Raw genomic sequence first — 17,867 nt, forward strand, 5'->3', positions numbered from 1 at the left:
ACCCGACGGTCGACGACAGGCAACACCGTAACGCAAAGTGATCGAGCCGACAAAACTGCCGGCCCGTGCCCGGTTATAAAGGCTGAAACCTCAGCTCAAAGCCTTGCGATTGAAGTCGCGCAGACGGAAACCGAGCAGCAGCAACATACCGAAATACGCCACCACACCAGCAACCACCAGCGCCCCCAGACGCAGAAAGCGCTCCAGCATGTGCCCCTGATCCCAGGCCGGCATGAAATGCATGCCCAGCAGCAATACCGCCGACATCACCGCCACTGCCACCACCAGTTTGAAGCCAAATGTGTACCAGCCTGGTTGCGGCTGATACATCTTTTGCTTGCGCAGTTGATAGAACAACAGCCCGGCATTCAGACAGGCACCGGCACTGATCGCCAGCGCCAGCCCGGCGTGAGCCAGCGGGCCGATCAGCATCAGGTTGAACAGCTGTGTGCACACCAGTGTGAAGATTGCGATTTTTACCGGGGTGCGGATGTTCTGTTGCGCGTAAAAGCCCGGCGCCAGCACTTTGATCACGATAATTCCGAGCAGACCGACAGAATAGGCAATCAGCGCACGCTGGGTCATGGACGCATCAAACGCGCCGAATTGACCGTACTGGAACAATGAGACGGTCAGTGGCTCGGCGAGAATTCCCAGAGCCAGTGCACACGGCAACACCAGCACGAAGCACAGGCGCAGCCCCCAGTCGAGGATCCGCGAATATTCGTGGCGATCCTTGCTCGCATAAGTCTTGGCCAGCGTCGGCAGCAAAATGGTGCCCAACGCTACGCCGAGCACACCGGACGGCAATTCCATCAAACGGTCGGCGTAATACATCCACGACACCGAGCCGGCGACCAGAAACGAGGCAAAAATGGTGTTGATGATCAGCGAAATCTGGCTGACCGAGACACCGATGATCGCCGGCAGCATTTGCTTCATCACTCGCCAGACGCCGCTATCGCGCAGATTCAAGCGCGGCAGCACCAGCATGCCGATCTTTTTCAGGTGCGGCAGTTGATAGAGCAACTGCGCCAGACCACCGACCAGTACCGCCCAGCCGAGGGCCATCACCGGCGGATCGAAATACGGCGTGAGGAACAGCGAGAACACAATCATGCTGACGTTGAGCAGGGTCGGCACGAACGCCGGCACCGAAAAGCGGTTCCAGGTATTGAGGATCGCCCCGGCCAGCGAGGACAGAGAGATCAGCAATATATAAGGGAACGTCACCCGCAGCAGGTCGGAGGTGAGCTGGAATTTTTCCGGCGTGTCGGCAAAACCCGGCGCCGTGGCCCAGATCACCCACGGTGCGGCGATCATGCCCAGCGCGGTAACCAGCGCCAGCACCAGCGTCAGCAGGCCCGATACATAAGCAATAAAGGTACGGGTCGCCTCTTCACCCTGCTGACTCTTGTATTCCGCCAGAATCGGTACGAAGGCCTGCGAGAACGCGCCCTCGGCGAAGATTCGCCGCAGCAGGTTGGGCAATTTGAAGGCAATGAAGAAGGCGTCCGTGGCCATTCCGGCGCCGAACGTGCGAGCGATGAGCGTGTCACGGACGAACCCGAGAACCCGGGAAAGCATGGTGATAGAGCTGACGGCGGCCAACGATTTGAGCAGATTCATTGAGGGAATGTGTGCCTGTCGATAAACAGCAGGCGAACAATGCGCCTACTTGTGCGATACTCTGCGCCGCAACAGCACAGAGCCAAAGCTCGCGAGTTTACAGGTCAAGCGCCGGAAATAAATATCCCGCCTCTTTACACCTACCACTTAGCGGAACGTTTCAAGCGCCCTTGACAAGACTTCTCTTCATCGGCATGATTCGCGGCCTATTTTGTTTGCTATTTCCTAAAAAGTCTTTCGAGGAGCTCGACGGTGGCCAACTCACCTTCCGCCAAAAAACGTGCAAAACAGGCTGAGAAGCGTCGCAGCCACAACGCCAGCCTGCGTTCCATGGTTCGTACCTACATCAAGAATGTAGTTAAGGCCATCGACGCAAAAGACGCTGAAAAAGCTCAAGCTGCATACGTTCTGGCTGTGCCAGTTATCGACCGTATGGCCGATAAAGGCATCATCCACAAGAACAAGGCTGCTCGTCATAAGAGCCGTCTGAATGGCCACGTCAAGGCACTGAAAGAAGCTGCTTAATCGACGTAGTCATTAAAAAACCGACCTTAGGGTCGGTTTTTTATTGCCTGCGATTTGGTGAATCCCGCACTCAAAAAAGTGGGAGCGGGCTTGCTCGCGAATGCAATCTGTCAGCCGACATCTCTAGCAACTGACACGACCTCTTCGCGAGCAAGCCCGCTCCCACATTCCGGATTTGCGTTGTTACTGCTGGACGGGTACCCACGGCACGATCGGAATCGCGGTTACCGCATTCTGCGGGCTGCCTTCGATCACGCGATCGCTGTAAACCAGGTACACCAGCGTATTGCGCTTCTTGTCGAGGAAACGCACCACCTGCATGGTCTTGAACACCAGCGATGTGCGCTCCTTGAACACCTCATCACCATCCTTCAGTTCGCCCTTGAACTTGATCGGACCGACCTGACGACAGGCGATCGACGCCTCGGCGCGATCCTCGGCCAGACCCAGACCACCCTTCACCCCTCCCGTCTTGGCGCGAGACAGGTAGCAGGTCACACCGTCGACCTTCGGATCATCGAAAGCCTCGACCACGATCCGGTCATTCGGGCCGACGAACTTGAACACCGTCGACACCTGACCGATTTCCTCGGCCGAGGCCAGCAATGGCAGCGCCATCAGCAGACCCAACAATCCTTTAGCCATGCGCATGCGTATTTTCCCTTAGACCAGAATCAGGTTGTCACGGTGAACCAGTTCCGGCTCAGCCATGTAGCCCAGCACGCCGACAATTGCATCTGACGACTGACCAATGATTTTTTGCGCCTCAAGCGCACTGTAGTTGGCCAGGCCACGGGCAATCTCACGACCGTCCGGCGCCACGCAGACCACCATCTCGCCACGCCGGAAGCTGCCCTGGACCAATTTGACGCCGACCGGCAACAGACTCTTGTTGCCCTGCGACAACGCCGACACCGCGCCTTCGTCCAGCACCAGCGTGCCGCGAGTCTGCAGATGCCCGGCCAGCCACTGCTTGCGCGCCGCCAGCATGCCGCGCTCAGGCGACAGCAGCGTACCGATGCGCTCGCCAGCCTTCAGGCGATCGAGTACTCGCTCCAGACGCCCACCAACGATGATCGTGTGCGCCCCGGAGCGCGCCGCCAGCCGCGCCGCACGCAGCTTGGTCTGCATACCACCGCGCCCCAGTGCGCCACCGGTGCCGCCCGCCACCGCATCCAGGGTCGGATCATCGGCGCGCGCTTCGTAAATCAGTTGCGCATCAGGATTGTTGCGCGGATCGGCGTCGAACATGCCGTCGCGATCGGTGAGGATCACCAGCAGATCAGCCTCGACCAGATTGGCCACCAGCGCCGCCAGCGTATCGTTGTCGCCGAAACGGATTTCGTCGGTGACCACGGTGTCGTTTTCGTTGATCACCGGGATGACTTTCAGCTCGACCAGCGCACGCAGGGTGCTGCGGGCGTTGAGGTAGCGCTTGCGGTCGGACAGGTCATCGTGAGTCAGGAGAATCTGCGCGGTGTGCCGGCCATGCTCGGCAAAGCTCGACTCCCAGGCCTGCACCAAGCCCATCTGGCCGATTGCAGCAGCGGCCTGGAGCTCGTGCATCGCACTGGGTCGTGCGGTCCAGCCCAGGCGGCTCATGCCGGCAGCCACTGCCCCGGAGGACACCAGCACCAACTCGACACCCGCCTCATGCAGGGCGACCATCTGCTCGACCCATACACTCATTGCCGCACGATCCAGCCCTTTGCCATCAGCTGTCAGCAAAGCGCTGCCGATCTTCACGACCCAACGCTGCGCACCTGTCACTTTGCTCCGCATCATCTTCAACCTTAGCTTGAGGACAGCGCGACCCAGCGCTGCCCGTGACGTTAATCGTGGCTATTGGTGACCAACGATCGATTTCCAGATACTAAAACGCCGCTCGATTGAGCGGCGCTTAAGTTTACTGCAACGAATCAGTCGCGCACGTAAATGATTTCCGGACCGTCTTCATCATCCACATCTTCTTCGTCCCAGTCATCGTCGCCGATGTCGTGGACCGACTTCACGCCGCTGCGACGCAGAGCACGCTTGTCATCCAGCGCCTGCAACTGTGCACGGGCTTCGTCTTCGATGCGCTGATCGAGATCGGCAAGCTCTTCCTTGTACACCGGGTCGTTAGCCAGGCGATCGGCACGATCTTCCAGATAACGCATGATGTCGCGCGTCAGGCGCTCGGTGCCTTCTTTGGCGATGGCCGAGATCACGTAGACCGGACCCTCCCACTGCAGGCGATCAACGATTTCCTTGACGCGCTCTTCGTGCTCTTCCTCGAGAATCTGGTCGCACTTGTTCAGCACCAGCCAGCGATCACGCTCGGCCAGCGACGGACTGAATTTGACCAGCTCGTTGACGATCACTTCAGCCGCGTCCGGTGCGCTGGTGTCATCCAGCGGCGCCATGTCGACAAGGTGCAGCAACAGACGCGTACGCGCCAAATGCTTGAGGAAGCGAATGCCAAGTCCGGCACCGTCGGACGCACCTTCGATCAGCCCCGGAATGTCGGCGATGACGAAGCTTTTCCAGCGATCAACGCTGACCACACCCAGGTTCGGCACCAGCGTGGTGAACGGGTAGTCGGCGACTTTCGGCTTGGCCGCCGACACCGAACGGATAAAGGTACTTTTACCGGCGTTCGGCAAGCCCAGCAGACCGACGTCAGCCAGCACTTTCATTTCCAGTTTCAGGTCACGCTGCTCACCCGGCTTACCCGGAGTGGTCTGGCGCGGCGCACGGTTGGTACTGGATTTGAAACGGGTATTGCCCAGACCGTGCCAACCGCCCTGCACCACCATCAGCTTCTGGCCGGCCTTGGTCAGGTCGCCAATTACTTCCTGGGTGGCCGAGTCGATCACGGTGGTACCGACCGGCACGCGCAGGATCAGGTCTTCACCCTTCTTGCCGGTGCAATCGGTGCTGCCGCCGTTGGAGCCACGCTCGGCATCGAAGTGCCGGGTGTAACGGTAGTCGACCAGGGTGTTGAGGTTTTCGTCGGCCATCATGTAGATGGAACCGCCGTCACCGCCGTCACCGCCGTTCGGGCCGCCGTTTTCAATGAATTTTTCCCGACGGAAACTCATGCAGCCATTGCCGCCGTCGCCAGCTTTTACGCGGATCGATACTTCGTCTACAAACTTCATAACTCAACGCCTCTCGCCATACGGACGAGCCGAAAAACAATCAAGACATAAGACTCTTGCAAAAATGAGCGCAGCGACCCCAAAACACGACCTGCATCGCACGCCGACAGCCCATACAAACAGTTTTGCAAGAGACTCACCCCACAAACGAAAAAGCCCCGTCGCAAGACAGGGCTCTTCCAGCGATCTCGCGATTAAGCCGCGACAACGCTCACGTAACGACGACCGAAGGCGCCTTTTACTTCAAACTTGATCACGCCTTCGATTTTCGCGAAGAGGGTGTGATCCTTACCCATGCCAACGCCGTAGCCAGCGTGGAATTGGGTGCCGCGCTGACGCACGATGATGTTGCCGGCCTTGATGACCTGGCCGCCATACATCTTCACGCCAAGGCGTTTGGCTTCTGAGTCGCGACCGTTACGGGTACTACCACCAGCTTTTTTGTGTGCCATGAGTTCAATTCTCCTAGTGAGGAATTAGGCTGTAATTAAGCCTGAATACCGGTGATTTTGATCTCGGTGAACCACTGGCGGTGGCCCATACGCTTCATGTGGTGCTTACGGCGACGGAACTTGATGATGCGGACTTTATCGTGACGACCTTGGGAGATCACTTCAGCCTTGACGGTTGCGCCAGCAACAACAGGTGCGCCGATGTTCACGTCGTCGCCATTGGCGACCAGCAGAACGCGGTCAAAAGTCACGGATTCGCCAGTAGCGACTTCCAGTTTTTCGATCTTCAGGTATTCACCTTCAGCGACCTTGTATTGCTTACCGCCGGTAACGATTACTGCGTACATGGTATTTCTCCGATAATCCTGCTCACCCAGCTCTTTATAAGAAGAGGTATTGGCTGGCATGGCTGCATGGGGCTGGAACGGCCCAAGTGCAATTGCGTAAGGCAGGTGCTGCCCAGGAAGTTCAGGGTGCGCGATTGTACGCAAGCCGCGAGAGTCACGCAAGTGGCCGTCCATCGCGCCTTGACAGGCCCCGGTGTGGGTCCTAGCATGCCGCGCAACCCTTCTGGAGCAACTGTCGCTGATGCAACCCCAAGCTTTCTACCGCGCGGTGGCGGACGATTTTAACGCCGTCGACGGCATCATCAAGAAGCAGCTGACTTCCCGAGTGCCGCTGGTATCGAAAATCGGCGATTACATCACCTCGGCTGGCGGCAAACGCCTGCGTCCTTTATTGGTGCTGCTGTGCGGCAAGGCCCTGGGTCGCGAAGGCGACGACATGCGCCTGCTGGCCGCCACCATCGAATTCCTGCACACCGCGACCCTGCTGCATGACGACGTGGTCGACATGTCCGGCATGCGCCGTGGCCGCTCGACCGCCAACGCCATGTGGGGCAACGCCCCGAGCGTGCTGGTAGGCGACTTCCTGTACTCGCGCTCGTTCGAAATGATGGTCGAGCTGGGCTCGATGCCGGTGATGAAGATCCTGTCCCAGGCCACGCGCATCATCGCCGAAGGCGAAGTGTTGCAACTGTCCAAGGTACGCGACGCCAGCACCACCGAAGAAACCTACATGGAAGTCATCCGCGGCAAGACCGCGATGCTTTTCGAAGCCTCGACCCACAGCGCCGCCGCACTGGCCGGTGCCACCGCCGAGCAGAGCGAAGCCCTGCGCACCTTCGGTGATCACCTCGGCGTGGCGTTCCAGCTGGTCGACGACCTGCTGGACTACAAGGGCGATGCCGAGACTCTGGGCAAGAACGTCGGTGACGATCTGGCCGAAGGCAAGCCGACCCTGCCGCTGATCTACACCATGCGCGAAGGTACGCCGGAGCAAGCTGCTCTGGTACGTCAGGCGATCCAGAAAGGCGGGATCGAAGACCTCGAAAGCATCCGCATCGCCGTGGAAGCCTCGGGTTCGCTGGAGTACACCGCGCAACTGGCCCGCGACTACGTGGCCCGTGCGATCAAGTGCCTCGACGCGCTGCCGGCCAGCGAATACCGCGATGCACTGGTGGAATTGAGCGAATTTGCGGTCGCCCGCACGCACTGATCACCGCGCAATCAAAGAGCCGCAGCCTTCCGCCGAAGCCTGCGGCTTTTTGTTGCCTGCCCTCTACGCGCTAAAACCTTATACAATGTGCGACTTTTAGCGATCCACATCCCAAGGAGCCTTAGTGAGCACGTTGCCACCCTGCCCGAAATGCAATTCCGAATACACCTACGAAGACGGTGCCCAACTGATCTGCCCTGAGTGCGCCCACGAGTGGTCGGCCAACGGCGAAGCCGAAGTGGCATCCGATGATGCCGTGAAGAAAGATTCGGTCGGCAACGTGCTGCAGGACGGCGACACCATCACCGTGATCAAGGACCTGAAGGTCAAGGGCACCTCGCTGGTGGTCAAGGTCGGCACCAAGGTCAAGAACATCCGCCTGTGCGACGGCGACCACGACATCGACTGCAAAATCGATGGCATCGGCCCGATGAAGCTCAAGTCCGAGTTCGTCAGAAAGGTCTGATCCTGCTGTCATCCATCCCGCGCCCGCCGCGGGATGGTGCGTCACCCTCCCCGCCAGCCCCCGCATTCTCGCGTAATAGCCAGACGCCAGCCGTTTTGACCTTACGCAATCTTTACCCGGAAAAAATCGCATTCCGCCAATAGGCACTTGCTATTTGACGAATAAGAATTATTCTCATTGAAACCTTTCAAGGAGATGAGACCCATGACTTATTTGATCGATGCCTGGCTGGACCGCCCACACCCGTACCTCAGGATCCTGCATCGGGAAACCGGCGAAGTCTGTGCGGTACTGGAAGAAGAAGCCCTACATGAGCTGCAGGATCAGGGTGATCTGGACGTCAGCAGCCTGAATTCCAGCGAACCGCTGGTGCTCAAGGAGCTGGTGCGCAATCTGTTCCTGTTCTGCTATGCCCGGGCCTTGCGCCCGACCAATGAGCTGCATCACAAGATCGAAATATGAGTAGCGCGGAAAAAACTGTGGGAGCCAGCCTGCTGGCGAAAGCGCTGTGTCAGGCAACGGATGATTGCCTGTAAGGACGCCTTCGCGAGCAAGCCCGCTCCCACATTATTGACCTGTCACCGGGACAGGCCAGGCATTACAGAACGTCCAGCAGCTCGACGTCGAATACCAGAACGCTGTGCGGCGGGATGCTGCCAACGCCTTGAGCGCCGTAAGCCAGTTCGCTCGGCACGTACAGGCGCCATTTGCTGCCGGCGTTCATCAGTTGCAGGGCTTCGGTCCAGCCAGCAATCACGCCGCCCACCGGGAATTCTGCTGGCTGGCCACGATCGTAGGAGCTGTCGAACACAGTGCCGTCGATCAGCATGCCGTGGTAGTGAGTACGCACGGTGTCTTCACGGGATGGCTTGGCGCCTTCGCCCTGGGTCAGCACTTCGAATTGCAGACCGGAAGCCAGAGTAGTGATGCCTTCTTTCTTGGCGTTTTCAGCCAGGAAAGCACGGCCTTCACCGGCGGCGGCTTCAGCCTTGGCGGCGGCTTCGGCTTGCATGATCTCGCGGATAACCTTGAAGCTGGCGGACATGGCTTCCTGATCGACACGGCTTGGCTTGCCGGCGAATGCGTCGGTCAGACCGGCCAGGATGGCGTCCAGGCTGACACCCGGTGGCGGGTTGTCGCGCAGCTGGTCACCCAGCTGACGGCCAATACCGTAGCTGACGCGGGTTTCGTCGGTGGACAGATTTACTTCGGACATGACACTGCTCCGCTGTGCGGACGGCCATCAGACTTGCCGTGCGTGCACAGCGCGTCCCGGCGCGCCCGGAACCAAAAGGGCGAGCAGACTAGCACAGATGCCCGGTGATGGGGCGCAACGCCTACAGGGCCGAGCGCCAGGCCAGCGGCACTTTCAGGCTTTCCTCGTCACTGACGCCCAGGCCGCACATTTCGTCGTGCACCGAGGTGTGTACAAGGTTGAACGGCAGCACCGGAAAGTTATGCAGCAAATCCCGCGCATGCTCCACCGAGCGCAGCTGCAGCATCTCGCCCTTGAGATCACTCAGCGGATACGCCGCCCCGTGCATCCGCGCTTCGAGCAGATAAATCCCGCCCTCCATGGAGATCAGGTTCAGCTCATCGACCTTTCTGGCGATGGCAAACGCATTCAACTCTTGCAGGTTCATGAACGCACCTCGTGCGGTGGCGAGCCAGGACCCTTACAGGGATATGCCCGCGCGCACCAAAGCACAAGCCACAAACGACACCGCCCGTCTGTTTCGCAACAGACGGGCGGTGTTTTTGCAGCGATCAGCCAATGATCAGTGCTTGGTGAGCTTGTCCAGGTAACCCATCGCGAACGCCGAAATCACGAAGGTCATGTGGATGATCACGTACCACATCAGGTGCTCGGGATCGACGTTCTTGGCATCCATGAAGATCCGCAGCAGGTGGATGGAGGAGATCGCCACGATCGACGCCGCCACTTTCATCTTCAGCGAAGAGGAATCCATGGTGCCCAGCCAGCTGAGCTTCTCTTTGCCTTCGTCGATGTTCAGCTCGGACACGAAGTTCTCGTAGCCGGAAATCATCACCATCACCAGCAAGCCGCCCACCAGCGCCATGTCGATCAGTGACAGCAGCACCAGGATCAGATCCGATTCGGCCATGGAAAACACGTTGGGAATGACATGAAACACTTCCTGGAAGAATTTCAATGCCAGCGCCAGCAGCCCGAGGGACAGCCCGATATAGATCGGCGCCAGCAGCCAGCGCGTGGCGTACATTGCATTTTCGATAAAGCGTTCCATTGACTCTCACACAATAAGGATTGAAATCGGCGGCGAGTATACCAGCCGCCCGTGACCGCCAGAAACCGCCCGGCTCGCACCTCCCATCACCGCAACCTGCGTGTGTGTGTGAATTTTTTTCTGCTACTGTCCAAACCATTGACCGCCTAGCGAAAGTGGACAGGACGACTGGAAATGCATGTGCGATTACCGTTGACGACTGCCGGAGTTTGCCTCGTTCTGCTGCTGGGTGGCTGCTCACCCGGCGATGAGAAAAAGCCCTCGGTCAGCCTCGACGCGAAGACGGCAACCTTCGAACACTCACTGGACGCCATTACCGACCCGAAACTCAAGGACGCCGTGACCGAACTCGGTGGTTCGCTGCTGCTGCTCGAACGCGCGCAGCTCAAGCTCGACAGCACCCCGCTGAAAACCGTCTACGGTGAAGACACCCTCGGCATCCTCAAGCACTACCCTTCGCCGCAGGCGCTGGTCGATACCTTTATCAACGGCCTGTTCGTGCTGCACAAGGACGCCAGCTCCGATTACCTTACCGACCTGCAACCGGTATTCCCGTTCAACCTGAACATTCCCGGCGGTTTTCTATTCCCGCACGGCGTGGAATGGCAGTCGGTGACCCTGAGCAACAAGCGCGTGATCGCCTATCAGCCGGAGTGGTCGGAAACCGATCCCGGCATTCAGTTGAGCCCGTCCAGCTCCAACGTCAACAACCCCGATGACCTGACCGTGACCTACCCGTTCATCGAAGGGCTGAACGTGGACAAGAAGAGCCAGCCACAACCGGTGAGCCTGCAAGGCAAAGTCGAAGTCATCGCGCCGCGCCGCCTGTTCAGCTTCAACCTGAGCCAGAAGGACGTCGGCCAGACCCGCACCGATGACAACCTCAGCGTCACCCTGCTGAAGCTTGAAAAGAACTACGCCGAAGTCGAATTCAGCAACAGCCTGCCACTGGCCCCTGAGGTCGAGGGTGCGCAGCTCAATCCAGTCATCGTTCAGGCCCGTGACACCAGCGGGCAATACCTGGCGCGCGCCGGCTCAATCAATGAGAGCCCGGCACAAGTCGCCTTCTACGAGAAACAACTGGCGTATCTGCAACAGCAGAAAACCTGGAGCGAGGCGTTGGAAAAACAGCTCGAGGACGAACAGCAGACCTTCGAGCAGCAGCATCCGCGCCGCTACAACAAGGTCTACTTCAACGGCCCTATCGACACTCTGGAAGTCAGCGTGCTGGATTTCTCCTCGGCGACCGTGACCCGCAAGGCGCTGGATCTGCCGGTGCGCACCTTCAGTCAGCACACTACGGAAAAAGCCATTCAGCCGCTGGACCCGGCGGTGGTGGTGTATGACGATCTGGCGCCGAACTGGCTCAAGGGCGCTAGCCTGACCGAGGAAACATTGAAGGCCGGCATCCGCATCCATCAGTCCGTGGAGGATCCGAGCGCTGCACGCATCGAGTTCTCTCACCGGCGAACCTTCAACGATGAATTGCTCGGTGATGATTTCAGCCCCGGCGAGAGTCCCGTGACGTTCTTCACCGAGAAACGCAGCGGCAAACTCGATGAGCCGATCGAACTACCGCCCGAGGCCTATCAGGTCGATCCGCTGCAAGCGACCATCACTTACGATTTGAACCTGTTCCCGGAAACCCCGGCGATTGCCGTGGGGTCGATGCCGCTGTTTCTCGCCAGCGTGGAGAAAAAAGCCTACGACGCCAAATCCCTGCCCAAAGGCCTGGAGATCAAGAACAACACGTTGGTGGTGGACCTGAAACTATTTCCGGCCAACGCCTGGCGATTCTTCGTCAAGGACGACAGCGGCAACTACCTGAAACAGATTCTCTCGGTCAGTCATGACGCGAGTGCGGATGGCCCGGCGCTGTTCGGCGTGCATTACTTCTATGGTCGTCCAACGCATGTGGAGACCTATCAGCGGACCGAGCTCAATACCGTGCAATACGGCTTTGAGGTCAAACTCGACAAGGCGCAGCAGTCCGACACCGCGCCATGATTGCGCCTAGTGGTCGAACACGCCGACCGTACGCCCACGCCCGCCATTGATCTGGCGCAACTGTGCCTGCAGGTGCAGGCTCCAGATCTGCGGATCGTCGGCCAGCTCGTAGCCGTGCATCGTCAGGCTTTCCACAATAGTGTCGAGAATCGACTCGGCGGCGACCGGCCCGTGAAACGGGCCCTGGGCCTTGATGGCGGAGGGTTGTTCGCCGGCCATGCCGGCAGCGAAGAGCAAGGTCCACATGCCGTTATCGCCGGCCAACGGTTTGATGGCGCATTCGATGCGGGTCACAAGACCCAGGCACTGACGGGTGAGGCAGAGGTTGCGCGACATGGCGGCGACCCTCGGTAAAGCCTGTATTCAGCCTTCACGCGAAGGCTGTTTCGATCCAGTGATACTGTCGATGTCCTTGAGCAGAGAATAGAAGAAAAGTCCGCCGCGCAAGCTGGATAGAACCAGAAGGCGCCGAATGGTCATTGTGTGAATTCTGACGTCAGAGTAGTGGCACTTTTCCCGAAGATCACCACAAAAATCAATCTGGGAAAACAACTGTGGGAGGGGGCTTGCTCCCGAAGGCGGTGTCTCAATCAACTAATGTGTCGATTGGTACACCGCCTTCGGGAGCAAGCCCCCTCCCACAGTTTTTACCGCGTTTGCGGTCAGGCTGGTTTGGCTTCGGCTAGTGCCTCCTGCGCCAGTTCCTTTTCCGCCTCTTTCAGATCGTCTTCACTGATCATCTCGGCAATCACCCGCAGACGCTCGACCACGCGCGCATTGACGCTGCCTTCAGGGAACTGACCGTCAGCATCCGGCTCACCGGCCGGCTCGCCGACCAACAGGCTCAGCGCTTCGTCAGCCTGACGCACGGCATACACGTGGAACTGCCCGGCGCGCACCGCCGCCAGCACCTTCTCGTCGAGCATCAGCGTGGCGACGTTGGCCTGCGGAATGATCGCGCCCTGCTCGCCGGTCAGCCCGCGTGCTTCGCAGAGACGGAAGAAGCCTTCGATTTTCTCGTTGACCCCGCCGACCGCCTGCACTTCACCGAACTGGTTGATCGAACCGGTGATCGCGAAGCACTGCTTCAGCGGGGTTTTCGACAGCGCCGAAATCAGCGTGCAGGCCTCGCCCAGCGACGCACTGTCGCCATCAACGTAACCGTAGGATTGCTCCAGCGCGATGCTCGCGGAAATCGCCAGCGGGAATTCCTGAGCGTAACGGCTGCCCAGATACCCGGTGAGAATCATCACGCCCTTGGAGTGGATTGGCTGGCCGAGGTTGACCTCACGCTCGATGTCGACGATGCCGCTGCCGCCCGGATACACCGTGGCGGAAATCCGCGCCGGCACACCGAACGCCGAATCACCGACCTCGAGCACGGTCAGCCCGTTGCACTTGCCGACCGCGGCGCCGTCGGTGTCGATCAGGATGATGCCGGCGAGCATATCGTCGAGAATCCGCGCCGAGACCCGACCGGTGCGCGTGGCCTTGGCTTTCAATGCGCGCTCGATATGCCCGGCATCGGTCATTTCATCACCGGCCAGATGACGAATGAAGTCCGCCTCGCTGACCAGTTGGAACAGATCGCCGATCCGCGCCGACAAACGCCCCTGATGCTCGGCCAGCCGTGCACTGTAGGTCGCCAGACGCGCCACCGCATCGGCGGTCAGCGGCGCCATGCCTTCCTCCGAAGTACGGGTTTTCAGCAACTGGGCAAATTGCTCCAGACTTTCGTCGACCATCGGGATGTCTTCGTCGAAGTCGACCAGCACGCGGAACATCTCCTGGAAGTCCGGATCGAGGTCCTGCAACGTGTAATACAACTGCCGCGCGCCGATGATGATGACTTTGACCTGCAACGGAATGTGTTGCGGGTTGAGGGTCACCGTGGCGAAACGGCCCATCTCGCCCAGCGGCGATTCCATTTTCAGCTTGCGCGATTGCAGGGCGCGTTTCAGCGCGTCCCACACGAACGGCTCGCTGAGCATTTTTTCCGCTTCAAGGATCAGGAAGCCGCCGTTGGCCCGATGCAAAGCACCTGGACGCAACTGCCGGTAAGTGGTGTAAAGCGCGCCCTGATCGGTGGTGTACTCGATGCGCCCGAACAGGTTTTCGTAAGTCGGGTGCGGCTCGAACACCACCGGCGCCCCGCCGCTGGCCGGATGACCGACCACCAGGCTCGGCGCGTATTGCTCTTCCAGCAGCTTGCGCGCCACGGCGTCGGTCTTGCTGTCGTCGACCAGTTGCTCGACCACGGTTTTCAGCAAGTACACCTGCATCGCTTGCAGGTAACCGCAGACCGCAGCGTTCTCCGCGTACTTCTCGGACAACGGCGAGAGCAACGGCTGCAAGGCCAGGGTGATGGTTTCCTCGTTGAGCTGACGCAGTTGATTGTTCGACTCACGCTTCCACTGCGGCAGGCTGGCGAGTTCTTCGTTCAGACGCTCTTCGAGGCCGGAGATGTCTTCGTGAAACCGCTCGCGCTCGGCTTCCGGCAATTGGGCGAATTCCGCTTCATCCAGCGCCTTGCCTTCAAGCATCGGCGTGAAGGCGATATTGCTGCTGTCGCGGTACAGGGCGACGTCCTTCTCCAGCGCCAGCCGTTCGATGATATCGAGGGCCTTGTCGTAGCGCTGGTTGAAGGCGCGGTCGATGGCACTTTTCTTCTGCTGGTAGGACGGGTGTTCGAACACGGCCGGAAAGGTTGCCAGCAGGTTATCGATCAGGCCGTTGATGTCACCGATGAACGAAGCCGCCGTGCCAGAAGGCAATTCCAGCGCGCGGGGCTCGCGCGGCTCATCGAAATTATTGACGTAGACCCAGTCCGCCGGGGTCTGCAGGCGCTTGCCTTCGGCCTTCAGGTAGCGTTTGACGAACGAGAAGCGGCCAGTGCCGGGCTCGCCCATGACAAAGACGTTATAGCCGGGGCGTGGCATCGCCACACCGAACTGCAAGGCTTCGACCGCACGTTCCTGGCCGAGCACACCGCGAAAGGGCTCCAGATCATTGGTGGTAGTGAAGCTGAACTGTTCAGCGGAAAACGGACGAGTCAGCGCTTCGGGCGCTATACGCAGGCTGGCAGCAACAGGATCAGGCATCGGGCTTCCTTAACAATCAGGCGGGGCGGATAGCGGCATTCTGGCGCTGCCCGTGCCCCACTGGCAAGGCGCGCCACACGACAAAGCATAGACAACCGGGTGACCCTGCCCCGCCCCCCGGCAAATCGGGGTTATCGCCAAATCTTTTGTAAAAACTCACGGAACCCCAGGAACGTGCCTAAACTCCAAACTGCGCGGCTGGAACGAATACTGGCCCACTGGCACCGTCAGGTGTCAGAACCCTGTCCATTGGTATGCACACAAAGAGAACAAAGCTATGAAACGGATTCTTCTCGGTACTCTCTTCACCGCTGTTTCCATCAACGCCATGGCGCAAGCCCCGGGTGGCCCGGATTGCGGTTGGGGCAACATGCTGTTCGAAGGTCAGCGTGGCACCCCGGCACACTTCCTGGCATCCACCACTAACGGCACCTCCGGTAACGCTACGTTCGGTATGACTTCCGGCACCAACGGTTGCTCGACCAACGCGTCGCTGACCTACGGCGGTAAATCCTGGTTCGCCATGAATGGCATGATGAACGAGCTGTCCGAAGACATGGCCAAGGGCAACGGCGAAGCGCTGACGACCTACGCCGTGGTACTGGGCGTGGCGCCGGAAGACCGTGCGCACTTCGCTGCTGTCACTCACGAGCACTTCCAGCAGATCTTCAGCAAAGCTGACGTGACCGCAGAAGACGTGCATACCAACACCCTGGCCGTGCTGAAGTCGGACCCACGTCTGGCCAAGTACGCAACTCAGGCTTAAGCTCGACCCCACCCGCTTCTTTCGGGAAGCGGGTTTTGTTTTTTTGGACCTGCCCTCCTTGGGTCTTTTGTTTCTTTTCGACTTAAGTTGCCACCTATGCTCAAACGCCTTGCCTGGCTGGCGCTCTGTGTCTGCGCCCCGCTGTCCGCCGCGCCTCACATCGACCCTCAACGTTTGCAGCAACTGGCCAACGACCGCTTCTGGATTTCCCTCGGTCATTACGAAACCGCCAAGCTTGGCGGCTGGCGCAGCTACGTCAGCGACAGGAAATTCTTTCTTGCGCCCGATGGCAACGAACACCCCGACCATGAGCTGGCCGCCACCGTGCAGGCGCTGTACGCCCCGGCCAGTCTCGGCGAGCAGCATGCGCAATGCGTCTACCCGGCGCGTACCCGCTGGCTGAAAGCCCAGCTCAATCTCAGCGATCTGCCCGCCCCCGATTGCGCCGAATTCAAGAAGTGGTTCAAGGACGTCTCGCCGCACAGCGCGGTGATGATCTTCCCGGCGGCCTACCTCAACAGCCCGTCGTCGATGTTCGGCCACACCCTGCTGCGCATCGACCAGGCTGACGTGCAAAGCGACAAGACTTCGCTGCTGAGTTACGCGATCAATTTCGGCGCCTACATCGAAGGCTCGGACAACAGCATTCTCTACGCCTGGAAGGGCTTGATGGGTGGCTATCCCGGGCTGTTCGCACTGGTGCCGTACCAGGAAAAACTCTCCGAGTACCGCAGCCTGGAAAACCGCGATCTGTGGGAATACCGGCTGAACCTGACCCAAGCAGAAACCGGGCGCATGGTCGAGCATGTGTGGGAGCTGAAGCAGATCCAGTTCGACTATTTCTTCTTCGACGAAAACTGCTCCTATCGCCTGCTCGAACTGCTGCAAGTGGCACGTCCAAGCCTGCGCCTGACCGAGCAATTCCCGCTGACCGCCATCCCTACCGATACGGTCAAAGCGGTGAAAGAAGCCGGGCTGGTGGAAAGCATCGAATATCGCCCGTCCCGCGAGCGTGAACTGCTCAGCCGCGCCGAGCCGTTGAATAAGGAAGAACAGCAATGGGTGCTGAAGGTCAGCGCCGATCAACAGGTATTGCAGGAGCCGACCTTCAAGGCCCTGCCCCGGGATCGTCAGGCGCTGATCATCGATGCCGCGTATCGTCTGGAACGCTACCGCGCCAATGGTCAGGAACGTGATGCGCAACGTGCACAGCGCAGCTTCGAACTGCTGCGGGCGATCAACAAGAATCCGGCACCGGAGTTGCAGATTCCACAACCGGGCCTGCCCGAAGACGGCCACGAATCACGCACCTGGCAGGCCGGCATCGGCACCCGCGGTGATCGTGCGTTCGGTGAGTACGGTTTGCGCATGGCCTATCACGATCTCAACGACAACGCCGAAAGCTTCCCCCTCGGCGCGCAGATCGAAATTCTGCAGATGAAGCTGCGCCAGTATGAAGGCAACCAGTGGCAGTTCCAGCAACTGGACCTGGCGACCATCCGCTCGCTGACCCCGCGCAATGAGCTGCTGCAGCCACTGTCGTGGCAGGTCACCGGTGGCCTTGAGCGAGTACCGGGCAAGCATGATGACGAGACGCTGGTCAGCCACGTCAACGGTGGTGGTGGCGGTACCTGGCAACTGGGCGATGACACGCTCGGTTTCGCCCTCGGCACAGTGCGCATCGAGCACAACAATGACTTCGCCGGATTCGTCACGCCGGCCGCTGGCTTCAACACCGGCGTGCTGTGGAAAAACCCGCTGGGCAATCTGAGCGTCGAGGCCAAGGGCGATTACTTCACCAACGGCGAAGTACGCCGCAGCCTGAGCCTGAACCAGCAGTGGGAATTGTCGCGCAACCTCGGTTTGCGCCTGACGGCACAGCGTGAGTTCAGTCATGTGGCGACACCGGAAACCGAAGTGATGCTTGAGGTGAAGTGGTACCACTACTGATCTG

General features: G+C 59.5%; 18 protein-coding genes. 7 read left to right on the forward strand and 11 right to left on the reverse strand.

Annotated features, from left to right (window positions below; all coding sequences use genetic code 11):
- Positions 1–90: 90 nt before the first annotated feature.
- Positions 91–1,629 (reverse strand): murein biosynthesis integral membrane protein MurJ, encoded by a 1,539-nt coding sequence (gene murJ / locus ACOYXG_RS22800; RefSeq protein ID WP_460354128.1) that lies wholly within the window; start codon positions 1,627–1,629, stop codon positions 91–93.
- A 252-nt stretch (positions 1,630–1,881) separates the two neighbouring features.
- Between murJ and rpsT the strand changes: the two genes are divergently transcribed.
- Complete coding sequence (gene rpsT / locus ACOYXG_RS22805) at positions 1,882–2,154, forward strand: 30S ribosomal protein S20 (protein ID WP_003228351.1); 273 nt, start codon at positions 1,882–1,884, stop codon at positions 2,152–2,154.
- Between the two features lie 183 nt (positions 2,155–2,337).
- Here rpsT and ACOYXG_RS22810 read toward each other — a convergent pair whose 3' ends face one another.
- The 5 genes from ACOYXG_RS22810 to rplU form a co-directional block, all read right to left on the reverse strand.
- Positions 2,338–2,805: a CreA family protein gene (locus ACOYXG_RS22810; protein ID WP_003228353.1), complete on the reverse strand. Its 468-nt coding sequence runs from the start codon at positions 2,803–2,805 to the stop codon at positions 2,338–2,340.
- A gap of 12 nt (positions 2,806–2,817) precedes the next feature.
- Positions 2,818–3,936 carry a glutamate 5-kinase gene (gene proB / locus ACOYXG_RS22815; protein ID WP_027612826.1) on the reverse strand — a complete coding sequence of 373 codons (1,119 nt, stop codon included), beginning with the start codon at positions 3,934–3,936 and terminating at the stop codon, positions 2,818–2,820.
- A gap of 137 nt (positions 3,937–4,073) precedes the next feature.
- Positions 4,074–5,297, reverse strand: coding sequence for an Obg family GTPase CgtA (cgtA, locus tag ACOYXG_RS22820; protein ID WP_097089258.1), 1,224 nt, complete (start codon positions 5,295–5,297; stop codon positions 4,074–4,076).
- 194 nt (positions 5,298–5,491) lie between these two features.
- Positions 5,492–5,749 carry a 50S ribosomal protein L27 gene (gene rpmA / locus ACOYXG_RS22825; RefSeq protein ID WP_003228360.1) on the reverse strand — a complete coding sequence of 86 codons (258 nt, stop codon included), beginning with the start codon at positions 5,747–5,749 and terminating at the stop codon, positions 5,492–5,494.
- 35 nt (positions 5,750–5,784) lie between these two features.
- Positions 5,785–6,096: a 50S ribosomal protein L21 gene (gene rplU, locus ACOYXG_RS22830; protein ID WP_003228361.1), complete on the reverse strand. Its 312-nt coding sequence runs from the start codon at positions 6,094–6,096 to the stop codon at positions 5,785–5,787.
- 241 nt (positions 6,097–6,337) lie between these two features.
- Between rplU and ACOYXG_RS22835 the strand changes: the two genes are divergently transcribed.
- The 3 genes from ACOYXG_RS22835 to ACOYXG_RS22845 all read left to right on the forward strand — a co-directional run bounded on the left by ACOYXG_RS22835 (position 6,338) and on the right by ACOYXG_RS22845 (position 8,234).
- Entirely contained in the window at positions 6,338–7,306 is a 969-nt protein-coding gene (locus ACOYXG_RS22835; protein ID WP_003228362.1) for a polyprenyl synthetase family protein, read from the forward strand.
- A gap of 124 nt (positions 7,307–7,430) precedes the next feature.
- Positions 7,431–7,772, forward strand: a complete 342-nt coding sequence (locus tag ACOYXG_RS22840; RefSeq protein ID WP_003228364.1) for a zinc ribbon domain-containing protein YjdM — start codon at positions 7,431–7,433, stop codon at positions 7,770–7,772.
- A gap of 204 nt (positions 7,773–7,976) precedes the next feature.
- Positions 7,977–8,234, forward strand: coding sequence for a PA4570 family protein (locus ACOYXG_RS22845; RefSeq protein WP_003228365.1), 258 nt, complete (start codon positions 7,977–7,979; stop codon positions 8,232–8,234).
- 136 nt (positions 8,235–8,370) lie between these two features.
- Here the strand turns inward: ACOYXG_RS22845 and ACOYXG_RS22850 are convergent, their stop codons facing one another.
- From ACOYXG_RS22850 to ACOYXG_RS22860, 3 genes are all read right to left on the reverse strand, one after another.
- The gene (locus ACOYXG_RS22850; protein ID WP_003228367.1) at positions 8,371–8,988 is read right to left on the reverse strand and encodes an FKBP-type peptidyl-prolyl cis-trans isomerase; all 618 of its coding nucleotides are present in this window, start codon (positions 8,986–8,988) and stop codon (positions 8,371–8,373) included.
- Positions 8,989–9,109: 121 nt separating this feature from the next.
- Positions 9,110–9,415, reverse strand: a complete 306-nt coding sequence (locus tag ACOYXG_RS22855) for a DUF6482 family protein (protein ID WP_096795239.1) — start codon at positions 9,413–9,415, stop codon at positions 9,110–9,112.
- 135 nt (positions 9,416–9,550) lie between these two features.
- Positions 9,551–10,039 carry a TIGR00645 family protein gene (locus tag ACOYXG_RS22860; protein ID WP_007963798.1) on the reverse strand — a complete coding sequence of 163 codons (489 nt, stop codon included), beginning with the start codon at positions 10,037–10,039 and terminating at the stop codon, positions 9,551–9,553.
- A gap of 174 nt (positions 10,040–10,213) precedes the next feature.
- Between ACOYXG_RS22860 and ACOYXG_RS22865 the strand changes: the two genes are divergently transcribed.
- A complete protein-coding gene (locus ACOYXG_RS22865; RefSeq protein WP_460354136.1) occupies positions 10,214–12,046 on the forward strand; it encodes a hypothetical protein in 1,833 nt (610 codons plus the stop codon).
- Positions 12,047–12,052: 6 nt separating this feature from the next.
- On the opposite strand, the gene ACOYXG_RS22870 is transcribed toward ACOYXG_RS22865, so the two are convergent.
- Both ACOYXG_RS22870 and ACOYXG_RS22875 read right to left on the reverse strand, forming a co-directional pair.
- Positions 12,053–12,382: a PA4575 family protein gene (locus ACOYXG_RS22870; protein WP_007963794.1), complete on the reverse strand. Its 330-nt coding sequence runs from the start codon at positions 12,380–12,382 to the stop codon at positions 12,053–12,055.
- Between the two features lie 326 nt (positions 12,383–12,708).
- Positions 12,709–15,147: a Lon protease family protein gene (locus tag ACOYXG_RS22875; protein ID WP_027612829.1), complete on the reverse strand. Its 2,439-nt coding sequence runs from the start codon at positions 15,145–15,147 to the stop codon at positions 12,709–12,711.
- Between the two features lie 277 nt (positions 15,148–15,424).
- Here ACOYXG_RS22875 and ACOYXG_RS22880 point away from each other — a divergent pair, with 277 nt between their 5' ends.
- Positions 15,425–15,913: a DUF3015 domain-containing protein gene (locus ACOYXG_RS22880; protein ID WP_007909797.1), complete on the forward strand. Its 489-nt coding sequence runs from the start codon at positions 15,425–15,427 to the stop codon at positions 15,911–15,913.
- A gap of 96 nt (positions 15,914–16,009) precedes the next feature.
- Positions 16,010–17,863 (forward strand): Lnb N-terminal periplasmic domain-containing protein, encoded by a 1,854-nt coding sequence (locus ACOYXG_RS22885; protein WP_460354140.1) that lies wholly within the window; start codon positions 16,010–16,012, stop codon positions 17,861–17,863.
- The last annotated feature ends 4 nt before the right edge of the window (positions 17,864–17,867 follow it).

The organism is Pseudomonas sp. G3-39 (genome assembly GCF_054790485.1).

Coding starts and splice junctions, on each gene's coding strand:
- murJ (WP_460354128.1), bottom strand. CDS start 1,629: ATGAATCTGCTCAAATCGTTGGCCGCCGTCAGCTCTATCACCATGCTT.
- ACOYXG_RS22810 (WP_003228353.1), bottom strand. CDS start 2,805: ATGCGCATGGCTAAAGGATTGTTGGGTCTGCTGATGGCGCTGCCATTG.
- proB (WP_027612826.1), bottom strand. CDS start 3,936: ATGCGGAGCAAAGTGACAGGTGCGCAGCGTTGGGTCGTGAAGATCGGC.
- cgtA (WP_097089258.1), bottom strand. CDS start 5,297: ATGAAGTTTGTAGACGAAGTATCGATCCGCGTAAAAGCTGGCGACGGC.
- rpmA (WP_003228360.1), bottom strand. CDS start 5,749: ATGGCACACAAAAAAGCTGGTGGTAGTACCCGTAACGGTCGCGACTCA.
- rplU (WP_003228361.1), bottom strand. CDS start 6,096: ATGTACGCAGTAATCGTTACCGGCGGTAAGCAATACAAGGTCGCTGAA.
- ACOYXG_RS22835 (WP_003228362.1), top strand. CDS start 6,338: ATGCAACCCCAAGCTTTCTACCGCGCGGTGGCGGACGATTTTAACGCC.
- ACOYXG_RS22845 (WP_003228365.1), top strand. CDS start 7,977: ATGACTTATTTGATCGATGCCTGGCTGGACCGCCCACACCCGTACCTC.
- ACOYXG_RS22850 (WP_003228367.1), bottom strand. CDS start 8,988: ATGTCCGAAGTAAATCTGTCCACCGACGAAACCCGCGTCAGCTACGGT.
- ACOYXG_RS22855 (WP_096795239.1), bottom strand. CDS start 9,415: ATGAACCTGCAAGAGTTGAATGCGTTTGCCATCGCCAGAAAGGTCGAT.
- ACOYXG_RS22860 (WP_007963798.1), bottom strand. CDS start 10,039: ATGGAACGCTTTATCGAAAATGCAATGTACGCCACGCGCTGGCTGCTG.
- ACOYXG_RS22865 (WP_460354136.1), top strand. CDS start 10,214: ATGCATGTGCGATTACCGTTGACGACTGCCGGAGTTTGCCTCGTTCTG.
- ACOYXG_RS22870 (WP_007963794.1), bottom strand. CDS start 12,382: ATGTCGCGCAACCTCTGCCTCACCCGTCAGTGCCTGGGTCTTGTGACC.
- ACOYXG_RS22875 (WP_027612829.1), bottom strand. CDS start 15,147: ATGCCTGATCCTGTTGCTGCCAGCCTGCGTATAGCGCCCGAAGCGCTG.
- ACOYXG_RS22880 (WP_007909797.1), top strand. CDS start 15,425: ATGAAACGGATTCTTCTCGGTACTCTCTTCACCGCTGTTTCCATCAAC.
- ACOYXG_RS22885 (WP_460354140.1), top strand. CDS start 16,010: ATGCTCAAACGCCTTGCCTGGCTGGCGCTCTGTGTCTGCGCCCCGCTG.